We start from the raw sequence: 18459 nt of genomic DNA on the forward strand, positions 1-18459 counted from the left end.
GCGCCTGCTCAGGTGGCGAGGTCGCGGCGCCGGAACGCGGTGGCACCGACGGCGGCCACCAGCGCGGCCACGACCAGCAGCCCCACGAGCCCGGCTGCGTTCGGGTCACCGCCGGGCAGGCTCCCGAGGTGGTCGAACGGCGACAGCCCGAGGGCCCAGCCCGGCAGTGACAGCAGCGCGCCGAACTCGCCCAGCACCACGAACACCGCCAGCACCGCCCACGCAGCAGTCGAGAGCCGCGGGACCAGGCCGAACAGCAGCAGCGTGAGGCCGACGCAGACCAGCACGGCAGGTGCCGTGGCGAGCGCCGCAGGCAGCAGCTCGGCGACGCCCGTCGTACTCACCGATCCTGCCGCGACACCTGCGGCGACGCCCACCACGGCGAGCAGCCACACGGACCCGGCGCCCGCGATCACGAGGTGGCTGGCGAGCCAGCGCCAGCGGCTGACCGGGGTGGCCAGGACGATCTCGCCGCGCCCGGCGTTCTCCTCCGACCGCAGCCGCAGCGCGGTCGCGATGCCGTAGGCCGCGGCCCCCACCGCGAGGAAGCGCAGCTCGGTGCCGAAGAAGGCGTCGAGGAGGGAGCCCTGTCCGCCACTCATCTTTCGGAGCATCTCCTCGACGTCGGGGCTGTCGGCGATCTGGTCCACCGACGAGGCGATGTTGCCGATGACCAGGCCGAGCACGGCATACCCGATGGTCCACCCGAGCAGCGAGCCGCGCTGCAGCCGCCAGGCGAGCCCGAAGGGCGTCCCCAGCCGGGCGGCACCCCGCGCAGGTCCCGGGCGGGCGGCCCACAGGCCGGAGCCCAGGTCGCGGCGGTGCAGCAGGGCGTCGGCGACGGCGAGCAGCAGGGCGGTGGCGACCACGGCCGGGACCACGAGCCACAGCCGGTTGGCGCCATAGGGGCTGACCTTCTCGGCCCAGCCCAGGAACGACAGCCACGCAAGGTCCTGGCCTGCGCCGGTGGCGGTGTCGGCGGTGGCCCGGATGACGAAGGCCAGCCCCAGCACCCCGATCGCGATGCCGCCGGCGCCCCGCGTGGTCGAGGTCAGCTGGACGGCGACCGCGGTGACAGCGGTCATGACCAGGCCGGCCACGACCTCGACCGCGCCGAGCGCGAACGACCCCACCGCGTCGACGCCGGTGGCGAGCAGGCTCAGCGCCGACAGCAGGCCGGTGCCGAGGACGGTCAGGCTCGCGAGCGCGACGGCTGCGGCAAGGGGCGCGCGTCGCCCGACCACCCCGGCGGCGAGGAGCTCGAGGCGGCCGTCCTCCTCCTCGCTGCGGGTGTGCCGGCGGACCAGCGCGAAGGCGAGGAACGCGGTGGCCAGGCTGCCCATCATCACGGTCTTGAGCACGCCGATCCCGGCCACCGTCGCTGACGGGAGCGGTCCGTAGAGCGCGGTCAGCGACGGGTTGTCGACCATCGCGGACGCGCCACTCGCTGCCGCGGCGTCGCTCGGGTAGAGGTCGAGGGTGGCGGCCATCGAGCCGTAGGCCGTGGCCACGAGCGCCAGCACGCTGGCGACGACGATCCACCGGTCGCGCCGCCAGGCCAGTCGCAGGAGGGTGCCGGTCCCGGCGAGCGACGTCATGCCGGGACCTCCTCCCGCGGGGCGGGGTCGGTGAGGGTGTCGCGGTACTGCGAGAGGAACAGCTCCTCCAGGGTCGGCGGCTGGCAGGTCAGTGCCTCGATGCCGTGCGCGCCCAGGCGCTGGAGCACGTCGCCGACCGCGCTGGTCTCGACGGACAGCACGATCCGGTCGCAGTCCTCCCGCGCGGAGTCGACCCCGGGCCAGCCGCCCGCCTCCGACCCTGCGAGCGGCCGCGCGAGGGACGCGGAGATGCTCGTGCGGGTGAGGTGGCGCAGGTCGGTGAGCGTGCCGGAGTCGACGATCCGGCCGGCGCGCACGATGCTCACCCGGTCGGCGGCGGTCTCCACCTCGGACAGGATGTGGCTCGAGAGCAGGACGGTGCGGCCTTCGGCGCGGACCCGGGCCAGGTGCTCCTGGAACACCTTCTCCATCAACGGGTCGAGGCCGGAGGTGGGCTCGTCGAGGACGAGCAGCGGCACGTCGGAGGCGAACGCCGCGACGAGGGCGACCTTCTGCCGGTTGCCCTTGGAGTAGGAGCGACCCTTCTTCGTGGGGTCGAGCTCGAAGGCCTCGAGCAGCTCCATGCGACGGCCCTCGTCGATGCCGCCGCGCAGCCGGCCGAGCAGGTCGATGACCTCGCCGCCGGTGAGGTTCGGCCAGAGCACGACGTCGCCGGGCACGTAGGCGAGCTGGCGGTGCAGCTCGGTGGCGTCCGTCCACGGATCCCGGCCGAGCAGGGTCACCGTGCCGCCGTCGGAGCGCAGCAGCCCGAGGAGCACGCGGATGGTGGTGGACTTCCCGGCGCCGTTGGGCCCGAGGAAGCCGTGGACCTCGCCCTCGTGGACGGTCAGGTCGAGACCGTCGAGGGCGGTCGTGGTGCCGAACTTCTTGGTGAGGCCGATGGCCTCGATGACAGGAGCCATGACTCCAACCATACACTGTTTTCAGAAAACTCTGAATGATCTAAACTTTCCTCATGACGCCCACTCCTGCCGCCGCCGACCCCTCGCGCTTCGTCGAGCGCTTCGGGTCCGCGCTCACCGCGGCCGGGATGCAGCGGCTGCCCGCGCGCGTGTTCGCCGCGTTGCTGGCCGACGACGACGGGCGGATGACGGCGGCCGAGATCGGGGAGGTGCTCGCGGTCAGCCCGGCGTCCGTGTCCGGTGCCGTGCGCTCGCTGCAGCAGATGCGGATGATCCACCGGGAGCGCGAGCAGGGGACCCGGCGCGACGTCTACGTCGTCGCCGACGACGCCTGGCACGACATGATGATGAACTCGGCCAACATCTACGCGCCCCTCACCCAGTCGCTCAGCGAAGGCGTCGACCAGGTCGGCGGTCGGGGCACGACGGCCGGGGACCGGCTGGCGCTGAGCGTGGCGTTCCTCGAGTTCGTGACCGAGGAGATGCACCAGCTCTCCGAGCGGTGGGACAAGCGCCGGGCCGACCTCGGCTACTGAGCGCCACACCTTTATCGGGTCTGGCAAGAACGTTGACCTTCACTCGACTTCCGAAGTGGGGTGAGGGTCAACCTTCCTCCTTGACCCGATAAAGCTGGGACGAGCGGGGCGGGGTGGCCGGGGGTGACCGAGGCCACGGTGAGGTGGGCCACGAGCGGCGACCACACGGCATACCGGCTCACTATCGTGGGCGGCATGGCCGCCGACGTCCCCGAAGCACGCTCCGAGTCCGACCTCCCGATCAAGGCCGTGTATGCCGCGGGCGACCTCGAGGGCTTCGACGCGGACTCCCAGCTCGGTCACCCCGGGCAGTTCCCCTACACGCGGGGCGTCTACCCGAACATGTACACGGGGCGCCCGTGGACGATGCGGCAGTACGCCGGGTTCGGCACCGCCAAGGAGTCGAACGAGCGCTACCACGAGCTCGTCGCCAACGGCACCGGCGGGCTCTCGGTGGCCTTCGACCTGCCGACCCAGATGGGCTACGACTCCGACGAGGCGATCGCGCACGGCGAGGTCGGCAAGGTCGGGGTCGCGATCGACTCGATCGACGACATGCGGACGCTGTTCGGCGGCCTGCCGCTCGGTGACCTGTCGACGTCGATGACCATCAACGCCCCCGCCGCGACCCTGCTGCTGATGTACCAGCTGGTCGCCGAGGAGAACGGCGCGGACGCGTCCCGGCTGGCCGGGACGATCCAGAACGACGTGCTCAAGGAGTACATCGCCCGCGGCACCTACATCTACCCGCCGAAGGAGTCGCTGCGGCTGATCAGCGACATCTTCGCCTACTGCCACAAGGAGCTGCCGCGCTGGAACACCATCTCCATCAGCGGCTACCACATGGCCGAAGCCGGGGCGACGCCCGCGCAGGAGATCGCCTTCACGCTCGCCAACGCCAAGGAGTACGTGCGCGCGGCGCAGGCGGCCGGTCTCGACGTCGACGACTTCGCGCCGCGTCTCTCGTTCTTCTTCGTGGCGCGGACGACCCTGCTGGAGGAGGTCGCGAAGTTCCGTGCCGCCCGGCGGATCTGGGCGCGGGTCATGCGTGACGAGTTCGGGGCGAAGAACCCCAAGAGCCAGATGCTGCGGTTCCACACCCAGACCGCCGGGGTCCAGCTGACCGCCCAGCAGCCCGAGGTCAACCTGGTCCGGGTGGCGCTCCAGGGCCTCGGCGCGGTGCTCGGCGGCACCCAGTCGCTGCACACCAACTCGTTCGACGAGGCGATCGCCCTGCCGACGCAGAAAGCCGCCCGCCTCGCCCTGCGCACCCAGCAGGTGATCGCCTACGAGACCGACGTGACCAAGACCGTCGACCCGTTCGCCGGCTCCTACGTCGTCGAGTCGATGACCGACGACGTCGAGGCCGCCGCGCTCGACCTCATCCAGGCCGTCGAGGACCGCGGGGGAGCGGTCGCCGCGATCGAGCAGGGCTTCCAGAAGTCCGAGATCGAGCGCTCGGCCTACCGCATCGCCCTCGAGATCGACAGCAAGGAGCGCACCGTCGTCGGCCTCAACCGGTTCGCCCTCGACGAGGAGGAGCCCTACGAGCCCCTGCGCGTCGACCCCCAGATCGAGCACGACCAGCGCGAGCGCCTCGCCGCGCTGCGGGCCGAGCGCGACAACGCCGCCGTCGAGGCGGCCCTCGAGGCGGTCCGCGAGGCGGCGAGGGGCACCGACAACCTGCTCTACCCGATGCGCGAGGCGCTGCGGCTGCGGGCCACCGGCGGCGAGGTCAGCCACGCGCTGCGCGACGTCTGGGGCCTCTACGTCCCGCGCGAGACCTTCTGACCTGGCCGGGGCGTCGGCGTCGCGCGAGTAGAGTGCGCGCTGACATGACCGACAACCTCCTGATGGCGCTGTGCGCCAGCATCGACGCGCTCGCCCCGGAGCTTCTCGACCTCCAGCACGACGTGCACGCCCACCCCGAGCTGTCCCGGGGTGAGGCCCGCACGACGGCAGCGGTCGCTCGCCGACTCGCCGCGGCCGGGATCACCCACCGCACCCTGCCCGTCAGCGGCCTGGTCGCCGACCTCGGAGCCGAGCAGCCGGCCTACCGGGTGGCCCTGCGCGCCGACCTCGACGCCCTGCCGGTGGGGGAGCGCACGGGACTGCCGTGGGCCTCGACCACCGAAGGGATCTGCCACGCCTGCGGACACGACGTCCACGTGGCCGCCATGCTGGGCGCGGGACTCGCCCTCAAGCAGCACGAGGAGGCCCTGCGCGAGCGCGGCATCGGCGTGCGACTGCTCTTCCAGCCCGCCGAGGAGGTCATCCCCGGCGGCGCGGTCGACCTCATCGCCGAGGGAGCGCTCGACGGGGTGGACGCCATCTTCGCCGTGCACTGCGACCCGACCCTCGACGTCGGCACCGTGGGCCTGCGTGAGGGCGCCATCACCGCGGCCGCCGACCGGGTCAGCGTCCACCTGAGCGGTCGCGGGGGCCACACCTCGCGCCCCCACCTGACCGAAGACCTCACCTTCGCCCTGGCCAAGGTGGTGACCGAGCTCCCCGCCGTGCTCTCCCGACGGCTCGACCCGCGCACCGCGTTCGCGCTGGTCTGGGGCGAGGTGCACGCCGGCCAGGCGGCCAACGTCATCCCGTCGAGCGGTGCCATCGCCGGCACCCTGCGGATGCTCGACGCGAAGGCCTGGACCACGATCGGACCCCTCCTCGCCGAGGCGGTCGAGCACGTCGTCGCCCCGTATGCCGTGACGGCAGTCCTCGAGCACGTCCAGGGAGTGCCGCCCGTGGTCAACGACCCCGAGGCGATCGAGGTCTTCCGGGCGGCGGCCGAGGGTGCCGGGCTGGTGGCCGTCGGCACGCCCCAGTCCCTCGGCGGCGAGGACTTCGCGTGGTACCTGCGCCAGGTGCCGGGAGCGATGGCGCGGCTCGGCACCCGCACGCCCGGTGGCCCCACCTACGACCTGCACCAGGGCGACCTCGTGGTCGACGACAGCTCGGTCGTCCAGGGGGCGAGGCTGCTCGCCGGGGCGGTCGTGGCTGGTGTGGTCAAGACCCGCGCGGGTGCTCCTGCACCTGCATGAGGGACAGTCGCGGATCGGTAACGGTTTGTGCCCCAAGACCGTCAAGGCTGACCAACCTGTCGATTCGTCGGGCTATCCTCACGGCCTAGTGGCGCACCAGAGCGCCTCGTGCATACCAAAGAACAGGAGACAGCCTTGCGTCACACGATGAAGGTTGCAGCGGTGATGTCGGTGGCAGCACTGACCCTCGCCGCATGTGGTGACTCGGGCAACGGCTCGGGGTCCAGCAGTTCCAGCTCGAGCACGACCAAGAAGAGCGACGTCAAGGTCGGCATGGCCTACGACGTCGGTGGTCGTGGTGACCAGTCCTTCAACGACTCCGCTGCGGCGGGTCTGGACAAGGCCAAGTCCGAGCTCGGCGTGGACACCAAGGAAGCCGCCGCGGTCAACGGCGAGAACGAAGCAGCCCGTGAGGAGCGCCTCCAGCAGCTCATCGACGCCGGCTACACCCACGTCGTCGCGGTCGGGTTCGCCTACGCCAAGTCGGTCGGCAAGGCCGCCAAGGACAACCCCGAGGTCCACTTCGCCATCGTCGACGACGCGTCGGACGACTCCAAGGGCGCGAACGTCGACCAGATCACCTTCGCCGAGAACGAGGGCTCCTTCCTCGTCGGTGCGGCGGCTGCCCTGAAGTCCAAGACGGGCCACATCGGCTTCGTCGGTGGCGTCAACGTCCCGCTCATCAAGAAGTTCGAGGCTGGCTACATCGCCGGTGCGAAGGCCGTCAACCCGGCCATCAAGATCGACTCGCAGTACCTCACCCAGCCGCCGGACTTCAGCGGCTTCGGTGACCCGGCCAAGGGCAAGACCGCGGCTGACGGCATGTACCAGAAGGGCGCCGACGTGGTCTACCACGCCGCTGGCGGCTCGGGTGGTGGCGTCTTCACGGCGGCCAAGGCGGCCGGCAAGCTCGCGATCGGTGTCGACTCGGACCAGGCCCTCACGGCCCCCGAGGCGGTGCGCTCGGTGATCATGACCTCGATGATCAAGAAGGTCGACGTCGCGGTGTACGACTTCATCAAGTCGGCGTCCGAGGGCAAGGAGCTCACGGGCAACAACATCTACGACCTGAAGGCCGGCGGTGTGGACTACTCCACGACCGGTGGTCAGATCGACGACATCAAGTCCAAGCTCGACGACTACAAGGCCAAGATCGTCTCCGGCGAGATCAAGGTGCCTGTCACCCCCTGATCGACCCCCCTTGTAGGGCAAGTGGGCAACACACGGCCCGGGCGGCGCGGTAGCGTCAGACCCGGGCCGTGTGCTTGTCTGATCGCCCACCGCACCCGGCGGCCACCGCTGTCGGATGCGCCCCAGTTTGCGCCACCCGCCCGCGCTGCCGCGGGCCCGGACCAGGAGTGTGAGCCATCACCGCCTCCCCAGCGCTGACCCCGACCTCGACCTCGGAAGGTGGTGCCCCGGCCGTCGAGCTGGAGGGGATCACCAAGCGGTTCCCGGGTGTGGTCGCCAACAAGGACATCACCTTCTCGGTGCGACGTGGCACGGTCCACGCGATCGTCGGGGAGAACGGCGCCGGCAAGTCCACCCTGATGAAGATCCTCTACGGCGTGCAGCGCCCGGACGAGGGCACCATCAAGGTCAACGGGCAGGTCGTCAACCTCCACTCGCCGTCGGACGCCATCGCGGCGGGGATCGGCATGGTCTTCCAGCACTTCATGCTGGCCGACAACCTCACCGTCCTCGAGAACGTCGTCCTCGGCGCCGAGAAGCTGCACGGCATCGGTGACGGCGCGCGCCGCGAGATCAAGCGGATCTCCAACGCCTACAAGCTCGACGTCGACCCCGACGCGCTCGTCGCCGACCTCGGCGTGGGTGCCCGCCAGCGGATCGAGATCCTCAAGGTGCTGTTCCGCGGGGCGCGGACCCTCATCCTCGACGAGCCGACCGCCGTCCTCGTGCCCCAGGAGGTCGACGAGCTGTTCGACCAGCTGGCCGAGCTGAAGGACGAGGGCCTCACCGTCCTGTTCATCTCCCACAAGCTCGACGAGGTGCTCAAGGTCGCGGACTCGATCACGGTGATCCGCCGCGGCACCACCATCGACACGGTCGACCCCAAGGCGGTCAACGCCCGTCAGCTCGCCGAGCTGATGGTCGGCTCCGAGCTCCCGTCACCCACGACCGAGGAGTCCACGGTCACCGACCGGGTGCTGCTCCGGCTCGAGGGCATCACCCTCGGTGGTGGCACCGGCCGCCCGGTCCTCGACGACATCTCGCTGACGATCCACGCCGGCGAGGTGCTCGGGATCGCGGGGGTCGAGGGCAACGGGCAGGCCGAGCTCGTCGAGGTGATCATGGGGATGCGCGAGCCGAGCGCCGGCGAGGTGTTCCTCGGCGACACCGACATCTCCGACTGGCACGTGCGCGAGATCCGTGAGGCCGGGGTCGGCTACATCCCCGAGGACCGGCACCGCCACGCGCTGCTCCTCGAGGCCCCGCTGTGGGAGAACCGGATGCTGGGCCACCAGACCGAGTCGCCCAACGTGAAGGGCCAGCTCATCGACGCGGCCGCCGCGAAGGCCGACACCGAGCGGATCGTCAAGGACTACGACGTCCGCACCCCCTCGATCTTCGTCACCGCCGGCTCGCTCTCCGGCGGCAACCAGCAGAAGCTCATCATCGGCCGCGAGATGAGCCACAAGCCCAAGGTGCTCATCGCCGCCCACCCCACCCGGGGGGTCGACGTCGGTGCCCAGTCGAGCATCTGGGACCACATCAGGGCGGCCCGCCGCGAAGGCCTGGCCGTGCTCCTGATCTCCGCAGACCTCGAGGAGCTGATCGGCTTGTCCGACACGATCCGCGTCATCCTGCGAGGCAAGCTCTCGGGTGACTTCGACCCCGACGACGTCACGGCAGAGGACCTCGGTGCCGCCATGACGGGCGCCGGCGAGAAGGAGGAGTCGCGGTGAAGTCGCTCAACGTGCGTCGCATCCTGATGAGCCTGGCCGCCCCCGTGCTGGCGCTCGTCGTCGCATTCGTCGTGACCTCACTGGTCCTCGTCGCCGTGGGCGACCCGGTGGGCGACGTCTGGAAGACCATCCTCGCGGTGCCCAAGCCCCGCCAGACCGTCAACATCATCAACGCCGCGTCGGTCTTCTACCTCTCGGCCATCGCGGTCGCGGTGGGCTTCCGGATGAACCTCTTCAACATCGGGGTCGACGGGCAGTACCGCGTGGCGGCGTTCGCCGCGGCCATCTTCGCCGGCCAGGCCTGGCTCCCCGGATGGCTCAACATCCTCGTCGCCATCCTCGTCGCGATGGTGGCCGGTGGGCTGTGGGCCAGCATCGCGGCATACCTCAAGGTGAAGCGCGGTGTCTCCGAGGTGATCTCGACGATCATGCTGAACGCCATCGCCACCGGCGTGGTGAGCTGGCTCCTGCTCAAGGTGTCCAGCCGCGGGGAGGGCTCCAACAGCATCGAGACCAAGACGATCCCCGAGTCCTCCCAGCTGGAGGGGTTCAAGCTGATCCCCGGGGCGACCAACCGGGTCTACACGCTGCTGATCCTCGCGGTCCTCGTCGGCTTCCTCTACTGGTTCGTGCTCAGCAAGACCCGGTTCGGCTTCGACCTGCGCGCCACCGGCCGGTCCGAGAGCGCCGCCGTCGCGAGCGGCGTCAACGTGCCCCGCATGGTGATGACCGCGATGATCGCGTCCGGCGCGCTCGCGGGGCTCGTGGGCATGCCGCTGCTGTTCGGACAGGACCACAACTACGGCACGACGTTCCAGTCGGGACTCGGCTTCGCCGGCATCGCGATCGCCCTGCTGGGGCGCAACAACGCGGTCGGCATCGGCTTCGCCGCACTGCTGTGGGCGTTCCTCGACGTCCAGTCCAACGCGCTGCAGATCCAGGCCGACGTGGCCCAGGAGCTCGTCAACATCATCCAGGGCGTCATCCTCTTCGCGGTCGTCATCGCCTACGAGCTGATCCGCCGGGCCGACAAGCGGATCGAGCAGACCAGGGTCGCGCGCGAGCTGGCGGCACAGCGGCAAGCCGCCCCCGCCACGGAAGGAGCCCCGGCATGAGCGCCACCGGACTCGAGGTCGGCACCCAGGCCGTCGCCGACCGCCCGAAGCGTCGCCGGTTCGGCCTGCGCGAGTGGTCCATCGTGGCCATCGGCGCGATCGCCGTGATCTCGGTGCTGCGCCTGGTGACCGGCGCCGACGACATCGCCTCGTCCGGTGCCCTCGCGGCCGCCATCGGCCTCGCCGTGCCGATCGGCCTCGCCGGTCTCGGTGGTCTCTGGTCGGAGCGCGCCGGTGTGGTCAACATCGGGCTCGAGGGCATGATGATCCTCGGCACCTGGGGAGCCGGGTTCTTCGGCTACCACATGGGCCCGTGGGCGGGCGCCCTCGGCGCGATCGTCATGGGGATGCTCGGCGGGCTGATCCACGCCGTCGCCACCGTCAACTTCGGGGTCGACCACATCGTGTCGGGTGTCGCGATCAACATCATCGGCCTCGGCGTCGCCAAGTACCTCGCCGCCCGGTTCTTCAACGGGCTGCCCGGTGGTGGACCGACCCAGTCGCCCCCGATCGACTCGCTGCCGGACTTCACGATCCCCGGGGTGTCCGACGGGCTCGGCACGATCGAGAAGAAGGACTGGTTCTTCATCAGCGACGTCGCCGCGGTCCTGCGGGCCCTGTGCACCGACGTCTCGATCCTCACGATCATCGCGGTGCTGCTCTTCGTCGCGACCTGGTGGGTGCTGTGGCGCTCCGCGTTCGGGCTGCGGCTGCGGTCCGTGGGTGAGTCCCCGGTCGCGGCGGAGTCGCTCGGCGTCAACGTGCTGCGCTACAAGTTCCTCGCCGTGGTCGTGTCCGGTGGCCTGGCCGGCCTCGGTGGCGGGTTCCTCGCCCTCGTCGCCGCCAACATCTACCGCGACGGCCAGACCGGTGGCCGTGGCTACATCGGCCTCGCCGCCATGATCTTCGGCAACTGGCGCCCCGGCGGCCTGCTCACCGGCGCCGCGCTGTTCGGCTACACCGACGCCGTCCAGCTCCGTGGTGGTGCCACGGTGCACGCGTTCCTGCTGCTGTTCGCGGTCCTGCTCGTGGTCATCGGCGTCTGGCAGATCGTCCGCAACCAGCGGGTCGTCCAGGGCGGTCTCGCGATCGTCGTCGGCGTCCTCGTCGGCTGGTGGTACTTCGCCGTTGACGCCGTGCCCGCCGAGCTCACCGGCACCACCCCCTACGTCACCACGTTGCTGGTCCTCGCCTTCGCCTCCCAGCGACTGCGGATGCCGGCAGCCGACGGCCAGATCTACCGCAAGGGCGAGGGGCACTAGGTGTGCTCTGACCCAGGGAACGAGGGGTATGCCGCGGAGCTGGCCGCGCGGCATACCGCACCTCCTGCTCCGGAGGACGTGGACTGGGACGCCTTGCGCGCCAAGGCGATCGAGATCATGGGCAAGGCCTACGCGCCGTACTCGAACTTCCCCGTCGGGGTCGCCGGGATCGTCGACGACGGTCGGGTCGTCGTGGGGTGCAACGTCGAGAACGCCGCCTACGGCGTCGGGCTGTGTGCCGAGTGCGGCATGGTCTCCGAGCTGCACGCGACCGGTGGCGGCACGCTCGTCGCGGTCTCGTGCGTGGGTGGTGACGGGCAGCCGCTGATGCCGTGCGGGCGCTGTCGCCAGCTGCTCTGGGAGAACGGCGGCCCCGAGTGCCTGCTGCTCACCCCCGAGGGCGTGCTGCCGATGCGTGAGGTGCTGCCGCAGGCGTTCGGCCCCGACAACCTGACCGCGGCGCGCCACCCCGCCTGACCCCGCGCGCCGCCCTCCCCGAGAAACTCGGCCAATCGCCCGGTTCTGTGTGCTCTTTTGCGCCTCGTGACGTCGGAACTCGGCCAGTTGGCCGCGTCCGGTCCGGGGCGGACGTGGGACGCCCCGCGTGGATGGTCGGGGCCGTCGCCGGTCTGACACGATGGCCCCATGAGTGAAGCCTTCGATGCCGTCGACGTCATCATCGCCAAGCGGGGCAAGGGCGAGCTGTCCGATGCGCAGATCGACTGGGTCATCGACGCCTACACGCGCGGTGCCGTGGCCGACGAGCAGATGTCGAGCCTCGCGATGGCCATCCTGCTGAACGGCATGAACCGCCGCGAGATCTCCCGCTGGACCGGCGCGATGATCGCCAGCGGTGAGCGGATGGACTTCTCCGGGCTGTCCCGCCCGACGGCCGACAAGCACTCGACCGGCGGCGTGGGCGACAAGATCACCCTGCCGCTGGCGCCCCTCGTCGCGGCGTGCGGCGTCGCGGTGCCGCAGCTGTCAGGGCGCGGCCTCGGCCACACCGGTGGCACCCTCGACAAGCTCGAGTCGATCCCGGGCTGGCGGGCGGCGATGAGCAACGAGGCGATGATGCAGCAGCTCGAGGACGTCGGTGCGGTCATCTGTGCCGCGGGTGACGGCCTGGCCCCGGCGGACAAGAAGCTCTACGCCCTGCGTGACGTGACCGGCACCGTCGAGGCGATCCCGTTGATCGCGTCGTCGATCATGAGCAAGAAGATCGCGGAGGGGACCGGCGCACTGGTGCTCGACGTCAAGGTCGGCAGCGGCGCGTTCATGAAGAACGTCGACGACGCCCGCGAGCTGGCCCGCACGATGGTCGACCTCGGCACCGACGCCGGCGTGAAGACCGTGGCGATGCTGACCAACATGCAGGTGCCGCTCGGCCTGACCGCAGGCAACGCCCTCGAGGTGCGCGAGTCGGTCGAGGTGCTGGCCGGTGGCGGACCCGAGGACGTCGTCGAGCTGACCCTGGCACTGGCCCGCGAGATGCTCGCGTGCGCGGGTCGTGAGGACGTCGACCCGGCCGACGCCCTCAAGGACGGTCGCGCCATGGACGCGTGGAAGGCGATGATCCGCGCCCAGGGCGGAGACCCGGACGCGACCCTGCCGGTGGCCAGGGAGAGCCAGGACATCCTGGCCCCCGCCGACGGGGTCCTCACCCAGCTCGACGCCCTCAAGGTCGGGGTCGCCGCGTGGCGGCTGGGTGCCGGCCGGGCCCGCAAGGAGGACCCGGTGCAGGCCGGGGCCGGCGTGGAGATGCACTACAAGCCGGGAGCCACCGTCCGGGCCGGCGAGAAGCTGCTGACCCTGCACACCGACACCCCGGACCGGTTCGACCGAGCCATGGAGTCACTGGAGGGCGCCTTCACGATCGCCCCCGAGGGCTCGCGACCCGACCTGCTGCCGTTGGTCATCGAGAAGATCGCCTGACGCGGTCGGCGGCCGCGGCCGCGAAGGCTGCCACCCGTTCGACGACCTCGGGACTCCACAGCACCCGGCGGTGACCGCGACCCTCGGTCGCCATCAGCCGGGCGTCGTGCCACGCATCGGTGATCCGCACGCCCGCGGCGAACGGCGCCTCCTGGTCGCTGCGGTCGTGGACGACGAGCAGGTGGGGCAGGGACGGGAGACGGGCCGCCATGGTGAGCAGGTCGAGCTCGGCCACCGGCGTGCCCACCCGCCGCTCGGCGCGACGCACCATCACCTGCTGGGACCGTGGTCCGACCCCCAGCGCCGCCGAGAAGACGGGCAGCATCGCCTCGACGCCGTCCGGTGGCGCGACGAGCACGAGCGAGTCGGGCTGCACGCCCAGCCCGAGCGCGTGCACCGCGGCAAGGCTTCCGGCAGAGTGCGCCACGACGAGCGTGGGGCGGCCGAACTCGGCGACGACCGCGGCCAGTCCCTCGGCCATCTCCAGGAACGTCGTCGAGCGACCCCCGTGCACCCCGGGTCCGGAGTCGCCGTGGCTCGGCGCGTCGAACGCGACCACGCACAGGCCGCGGTCGACCAGCGGCTGGACGTGGGCGCCGAGCTGCTGCCACCAGCCGCCCCACCCGTGCACGAGGTATGCCGTGGGGTTGCCCCAGTCGCCGTAGACCCGTCCGCGCACGGTGCCGTGGGCCCACTGCACGGCGAACGGCTCACCGCCGGCCGGGGTCCGGGCCGCGCGCACCGCTGCGGCCGGGCTCGCCGGCAGCCGGAACCAGAGGCGCTCGGCCAGCAGCCCGCCGAGCGCGGGGGACCGTCGCTCGAGCTGGGCGAACACCGTCCGCAGGGCGGGCGAGCCCGGGAGACCCGTGGCCGGAACCGCTGCGTCGACCGTCGGCTGGGTGACCTCAGGAGTGAAGACGGTGGCGGGTTGGGGGAGCGTCACGAAACGATCGATCGTGCTTTTTTGAACGGACATGTCTGGACCTCTCTGCGTTTCCGGGATTCTGTGGGCGGGTGCTCAGCTGCGGATGTGGTCGAGCAGGCGGTCGAAGGCGTCCTGGGCCCGAGCCGGGGCGGCCGGGTCGTGGAGCAGGCGCGCCGAGAAGGCGTACCCGAGCATGATGGCGAGCAGGTCGTGGGCGAAGGCTGCCGCGTCGGTCGACTCGCGGAACTGACCCTCGGTCACGCCACCGCGGACGATCGTCTCGATGGTGTCGAGCAGGTCCCGCTCGATCTGCACGACCTTGGTGCGGACCGGGCCCTCGGGCTCGTCGTCGTACTCGCTGGCCACCGAGATGAAGATGCATCCGCCGGGCAGGGCGTAGTCGGCGTAGCCGCCCCAGCCGAGCCACCGGTCGAACAGCGTGCGCAGGCGGGGCTCGCCCCGGGGCTCCTTGAGGGCTGGCCGGATGACGAGCTGGGTGAAGGCGTCGGCCGCGTAGTCCATCACAGCGGTCTGCAGCCCCTCCTTCGACCCGAAGTGCGCGAAGAGACCGCTCTTGGACATCTCCATGGCCTCGGCCAGGCCGCCGATGGTGATGCCGCGCAGGCCCACCCGGCTCGACTGCGCCAGCGCCACGCGAAGCACCGAGTCGCGGGTCTCGTCGCCTTTGCTCACCAGCCAATAAAAGCACGACCGTTCGCATTGGTCAACCGCCTTTCCGAGGCTGGCCTCGCGGGCGTCCGGCCCGGGTGGAGAGGCGGCACTAGGCTGGCCTGGTGCCTGAGCTCATCGCGACCCCCACGACCATCCCCGTCCCCGGCGGCAAGATCATCGACGAGCACGTCGGCCGGGTGAACACCGGCAGCGAGGCTGTCTCGGTGGCCCACATGAAGGCGCCGGCCGACTGGACCGAGCCGTTCCAGGCGCCGGACTTCGACGAGATCACCCTGGTGATCTCGGGCACCGTGCTGGTCGACCACGACGGCGGTCAGCTCCGCGTCGAGGCCGGCCAGAGCATCGTGACCCGCGCCGGCGAGCGGATCCGCTACTCCACCGGGTCCGAGAGCGCCGAGTACGTCGCCGTGTGCCTGCCGGCGTTCAGCCCCGAGACCGTCAACCGGGACGAGGAGGAGGGCGCGTGATCTTCGGTCGCAAGGGGTCCAAGGACGACGACGACACCGCGGGCCTCGAGGACCAGGTCCTGCGCGCCCCCAAGGCGCTGCTGCACGACCACCTCGACGGTGGGCTGCGCCCCCAGACGATCATCGAGATCGCCGACCAGGTCGGGTATGCCGGGTTGCCGGCCTCCGACGCCGACAGCCTCGGCGCGTGGTTCCGGGACAGCGCGGACTCCGGGTCGCTGGTGCGCTACCTCGAGACCTTCGACCACACCCTCGCGGTCATGCAGACCACCGAGGGCCTGCGCCGGGTCGCTCGCGAGTGCGTGCTCGACCTCGCGGCTGACGGCGTCGTCTACGCGGAGAGCCGTTATGCCCCGGAGCAGCACATCTCCGAGGGGCTGGTGCTCGAGGACGTCGTCGAGGCCGTCAACGCCGGGTTCCGTGAGGGCGAGGAGCTGGCCGCCAAGGCGGGCACCCCCATCCGGGTGACCGCGCTCCTGACCGCCATGCGGCACGCCGCCAAGAGCACCGAGATCGCCGAGCTCGCGGTCCGCTACCGCGACCAGGGTGTAGCGGGGTTCGACATCGCCGGGGCGGAGGCGGGGTTCCCTCCCACCCGGCACCTCGACGCGTTCGAGTACCTCCGTCGCGAGAACGCCCACTTCACCATCCACGCGGGTGAGGCGTTCGGCCTGCCGAGCATCTGGGAGGCGATCCAGTGGTGCGGCGCCGACCGGCTCGGGCACGGTGTCCGGATCGTCGACGACCTCACCGTCGGTGACAAGGCCTTCGGCGACGACGTCGCGGCCTCGGTTGCCGCCGACCTGGACGACGTGCACCTGGGCCGCCTCGCGGCATACGTGCGGGACACCCGCATCCCGCTCGAGATGTGCCCCAGCAGCAACGTGCAGACGGGGGCCGCGGAATCCGTTGCGCTGCACCCGATCTCGCTGCTCAAGCGACTGCGCTTCCGGGTCACGGTCAACACCGACAACCGGCTCATGAGCGGCACCTCGATGTCGCGGGAGATGGGCCTGCTCGTCCAGGACGCCGGGTGGACGGTCGAGGACCTGCGCTGGGTGACGATCAACGCCATGAAGTCGGCGTTCATCCCGTTCGACGAGCGCCTCGCCATCATCGAGGGCATCGTCAAGCCCGGCTACGCAGCCCTGATGGAGCCGGTCCAGCAGGACTGAGGCGCGTCGGCGTCAGGGGGCGAACTGGTCCGGGGGCAGCAGCCGGGCGAGCCGCTGGTCGTCGCGGGCCAGCCGCTCGGCGTCCCTGCGACGACGGTCGGCGATGACGGCAGCGAGCACGTGCTCGGCGTGGAAGCCCACCGGCGGCGGGGGGGAGACGTGCGGCAGCACCGAGCGCAGCAGGGCCTGGCCGAGCTCGTGGCGAGAGGCCGGGTTCAGGCCCTGCGCCCGCCCCAGGAACTGCCGGACGGCGATCGCCAGGCCGGGCGGGAGGGCGGCGAGGTCGGCGCCGGCGGCCCACTGGGCCAGGGGCGGCGGCATGACCGGCGGCGGGAGCAGCCGCAATGACGCCCGTTGCGACACCACGTAGGTGCCGGCCGCCATGTCGCCGAGCCGCTTGGCCCGCGGGCTGACCAGGGCCGCCACCAGGGCACCGGAGCCCAGGAGCAGGTAGATCTCGGGCCACCCCACCAGGGCGCGGGTGAGGGCGTGTCGCGCGGTGATGGGTCCGCCGTCGTCGCGCACCACGCGCAGGCCGAGGGCGAGCTTGCCCAGGGTGCGCCCGCGGGTGAGCGTCTCCACGACGGCGGGGAGGGCGACGGTGACCCCGACCACCAGCAGGATCGACACCGTGCGGGCCACCGCCGACGAGGTGCCGCCGAAGACGATGCCGACGAGGATCGCGCCCAGCACCAGGACCACCGCGGCGACGAGCAGGTCGATGACCCCGGAGGCCGCCCGCGAGGGCACGCCGGCGATCGGCAGCTCGACGGCGACCCCCTCGCCGGTCACCATGTCGTCGCCCGCGTAGCTGCGGTAACCGGCCCCCGTGCTCATGGCCGAAGCATAGAGTGGCGGCGTGGACCTGGATGCGTATGTCGCCGCACGCAGCCGGTACTGGGGGCGCCTGGAGGAGCTGGCCAGTCGACGTCGCCTGACCGGCGCTGAGGGCGACGAGCTGCTCGACCTCTACCAGCGGGTCTCCACCGACCTGTCGGTGGTCCGGTCAGCCACTCCCGACCCCTCGGTGGTCTCGTACCTGTCGATGCTGCTGACCCGGGCGCGGGTCACCATGGTGGCCACCAAGACCACCACCTGGTCCGACCTGCTCGGCTTCTTCACCCGCACCTTCCCGGCTGCGCTCTACCGCACCAGGTGGTGGTGGGTGACGACGACGCTGTCCAGCGTGCTGGCGATCGCGCTCGTGGCGGCCTGGACGCTCCGGCACCCGGAGGTCTACACCAGCCAGCTCACCCCGGCCGAGATCAACGCCTACGTCGGCACCGACTTCGAGCACTACTACAGCGAGTTCCCGCACCACGAGTTCGCCACCCTGGTGTGGGTCAACAACGCCTGGGTCGCGGCCCAGTGCATCGCGCTCGGCGTGCTGGGCCTGCCGGTGCTCTACGTGCTGTTCAGCAACGTGCAGAGCGTCGGGGTCATCGCCGCGCTGATGATGGCCAACGACCGCACCAGCCTGTTCTTCGGGCTGATCCTGCCGCACGGGCTGCTCGAGCTCACCGCCGTGTTCGTCGCCGCCGCGGTGGGCCTCCGGCTGTTCTGGTCGTGGGTCGAGCCCGGCCCCCGGACGCGCTTGCAGGCCTTCGCCGCGGAGGGTCGCACCGCGGTCGCCATCGCGCTGGGGCTGGTGGCCGTGCTGCTGGTCAGCGGCACGATCGAGGGTTTCGTCACGCCGTCCGACCTGCCCACCTGGGCGCGGATCGGGATCGGCGTGGTGGCCGAGTCGACCTTCCTGGCCTACGTCTTCGTGGTCGGCCGCCGCGCCCACGCCGCGGGCGTGACCGGCGACCTCGACGCCCGCGACGTCGGGGACCTCGAGATCGTCGCCGCCTGAG

At 71.2% G+C, this 18459-nt stretch carries 17 protein-coding genes; 12 read left to right on the forward strand and 5 right to left on the reverse strand.

Annotated features, from left to right (window positions below; translation table 11 throughout):
- Positions 1-8: 8 nt before the first annotated feature.
- Complete coding sequence (locus tag ASG95_RS05515) at positions 9-1598, reverse strand: ABC transporter permease (protein ID WP_057376826.1); 1590 nt, start codon at positions 1596-1598, stop codon at positions 9-11.
- Complete coding sequence (locus ASG95_RS05520) at positions 1595-2521, reverse strand: ABC transporter ATP-binding protein (protein WP_057376827.1); 927 nt, start codon at positions 2519-2521, stop codon at positions 1595-1597. Before ASG95_RS05520 ends, ASG95_RS05515 begins: the two co-directional genes overlap by 4 nt.
- A gap of 53 nt (positions 2522-2574) precedes the next feature.
- On the opposite strand from ASG95_RS05520, the gene ASG95_RS05525 reads away from it, so the two are divergent.
- From ASG95_RS05525 to ASG95_RS05565, 9 genes are all read left to right on the forward strand, one after another.
- Positions 2575-3057, forward strand: coding sequence for a GbsR/MarR family transcriptional regulator (locus ASG95_RS05525; protein WP_057376828.1), 483 nt, complete (start codon positions 2575-2577; stop codon positions 3055-3057).
- A 123-nt stretch (positions 3058-3180) separates the two neighbouring features.
- Positions 3181-4848: a methylmalonyl-CoA mutase gene (locus ASG95_RS05530; protein WP_235543424.1), complete on the forward strand. Its 1668-nt coding sequence runs from the start codon at positions 3181-3183 to the stop codon at positions 4846-4848.
- 44 nt (positions 4849-4892) lie between these two features.
- Complete coding sequence (locus ASG95_RS05535; protein WP_057376829.1) at positions 4893-6104, forward strand: amidohydrolase; 1212 nt, start codon at positions 4893-4895, stop codon at positions 6102-6104.
- A 147-nt stretch (positions 6105-6251) separates the two neighbouring features.
- On the forward strand, positions 6252-7295 hold the full coding sequence (locus tag ASG95_RS05540; protein ID WP_157581749.1) for a BMP family protein: 1044 nt from the start codon (positions 6252-6254) through the stop codon (positions 7293-7295).
- A 269-nt stretch (positions 7296-7564) separates the two neighbouring features.
- Complete coding sequence (locus tag ASG95_RS05545; RefSeq protein ID WP_235543426.1) at positions 7565-9031, forward strand: ABC transporter ATP-binding protein; 1467 nt, start codon at positions 7565-7567, stop codon at positions 9029-9031.
- Entirely contained in the window at positions 9028-10146 is a 1119-nt protein-coding gene (locus tag ASG95_RS05550) for an ABC transporter permease (RefSeq protein ID WP_200961879.1), read from the forward strand. The genes ASG95_RS05545 and ASG95_RS05550 overlap by 4 nt, the downstream gene beginning before the upstream one ends.
- Positions 10143-11408, forward strand: a complete 1266-nt coding sequence (locus tag ASG95_RS05555) for an ABC transporter permease (RefSeq protein ID WP_057376831.1) — start codon at positions 10143-10145, stop codon at positions 11406-11408. Before ASG95_RS05550 ends, ASG95_RS05555 begins: the two co-directional genes overlap by 4 nt.
- A gap of 39 nt (positions 11409-11447) precedes the next feature.
- Positions 11448-11885 carry a cytidine deaminase gene (locus ASG95_RS05560; RefSeq protein WP_255358348.1) on the forward strand — a complete coding sequence of 146 codons (438 nt, stop codon included), beginning with the start codon at positions 11448-11450 and terminating at the stop codon, positions 11883-11885.
- 168 nt (positions 11886-12053) lie between these two features.
- Complete coding sequence (locus ASG95_RS05565; protein WP_057376832.1) at positions 12054-13343, forward strand: thymidine phosphorylase; 1290 nt, start codon at positions 12054-12056, stop codon at positions 13341-13343.
- On the opposite strand, the gene ASG95_RS05570 is transcribed toward ASG95_RS05565, so the two are convergent.
- Together ASG95_RS05570 and ASG95_RS05575 are read right to left on the reverse strand one after the other, a co-directional pair.
- Positions 13324-14286, reverse strand: coding sequence for an alpha/beta hydrolase (locus tag ASG95_RS05570; RefSeq protein ID WP_057376833.1), 963 nt, complete (start codon positions 14284-14286; stop codon positions 13324-13326). The genes ASG95_RS05565 and ASG95_RS05570 overlap by 20 nt on opposite strands.
- A 75-nt stretch (positions 14287-14361) precedes the next feature.
- Positions 14362-14961, reverse strand: a complete 600-nt coding sequence (locus tag ASG95_RS05575; RefSeq protein ID WP_057376834.1) for a TetR/AcrR family transcriptional regulator — start codon at positions 14959-14961, stop codon at positions 14362-14364.
- 101 nt (positions 14962-15062) lie between these two features.
- Here ASG95_RS05575 and ASG95_RS05580 point away from each other — a divergent pair, with 101 nt between their 5' ends.
- Together ASG95_RS05580 and ASG95_RS05585 are read left to right on the forward strand one after the other, a co-directional pair.
- Positions 15063-15428, forward strand: coding sequence for a cupin domain-containing protein (locus ASG95_RS05580; protein ID WP_057376835.1), 366 nt, complete (start codon positions 15063-15065; stop codon positions 15426-15428).
- Entirely contained in the window at positions 15425-16603 is a 1179-nt protein-coding gene (locus ASG95_RS05585; protein WP_369820358.1) for an adenosine deaminase, read from the forward strand. Before ASG95_RS05580 ends, ASG95_RS05585 begins: the two co-directional genes overlap by 4 nt.
- Positions 16604-16615: 12 nt before the next feature.
- On the opposite strand, the gene ASG95_RS05590 is transcribed toward ASG95_RS05585, so the two are convergent.
- Entirely contained in the window at positions 16616-17440 is an 825-nt protein-coding gene (locus ASG95_RS05590; RefSeq protein ID WP_082592356.1) for an RDD family protein, read from the reverse strand.
- A gap of 22 nt (positions 17441-17462) precedes the next feature.
- On the opposite strand from ASG95_RS05590, the gene ASG95_RS05595 reads away from it, so the two are divergent.
- Entirely contained in the window at positions 17463-18458 is a 996-nt protein-coding gene (locus tag ASG95_RS05595; RefSeq protein ID WP_057376836.1) for a stage II sporulation protein M, read from the forward strand.
- Position 18459 lies beyond the last annotated feature (1 nt).

The sequence above is a fragment of the Phycicoccus sp. Soil803 genome, assembly GCF_001429685.1.
Lineage (GTDB): Bacteria > Actinomycetota > Actinomycetes > Actinomycetales > Dermatophilaceae > Pedococcus.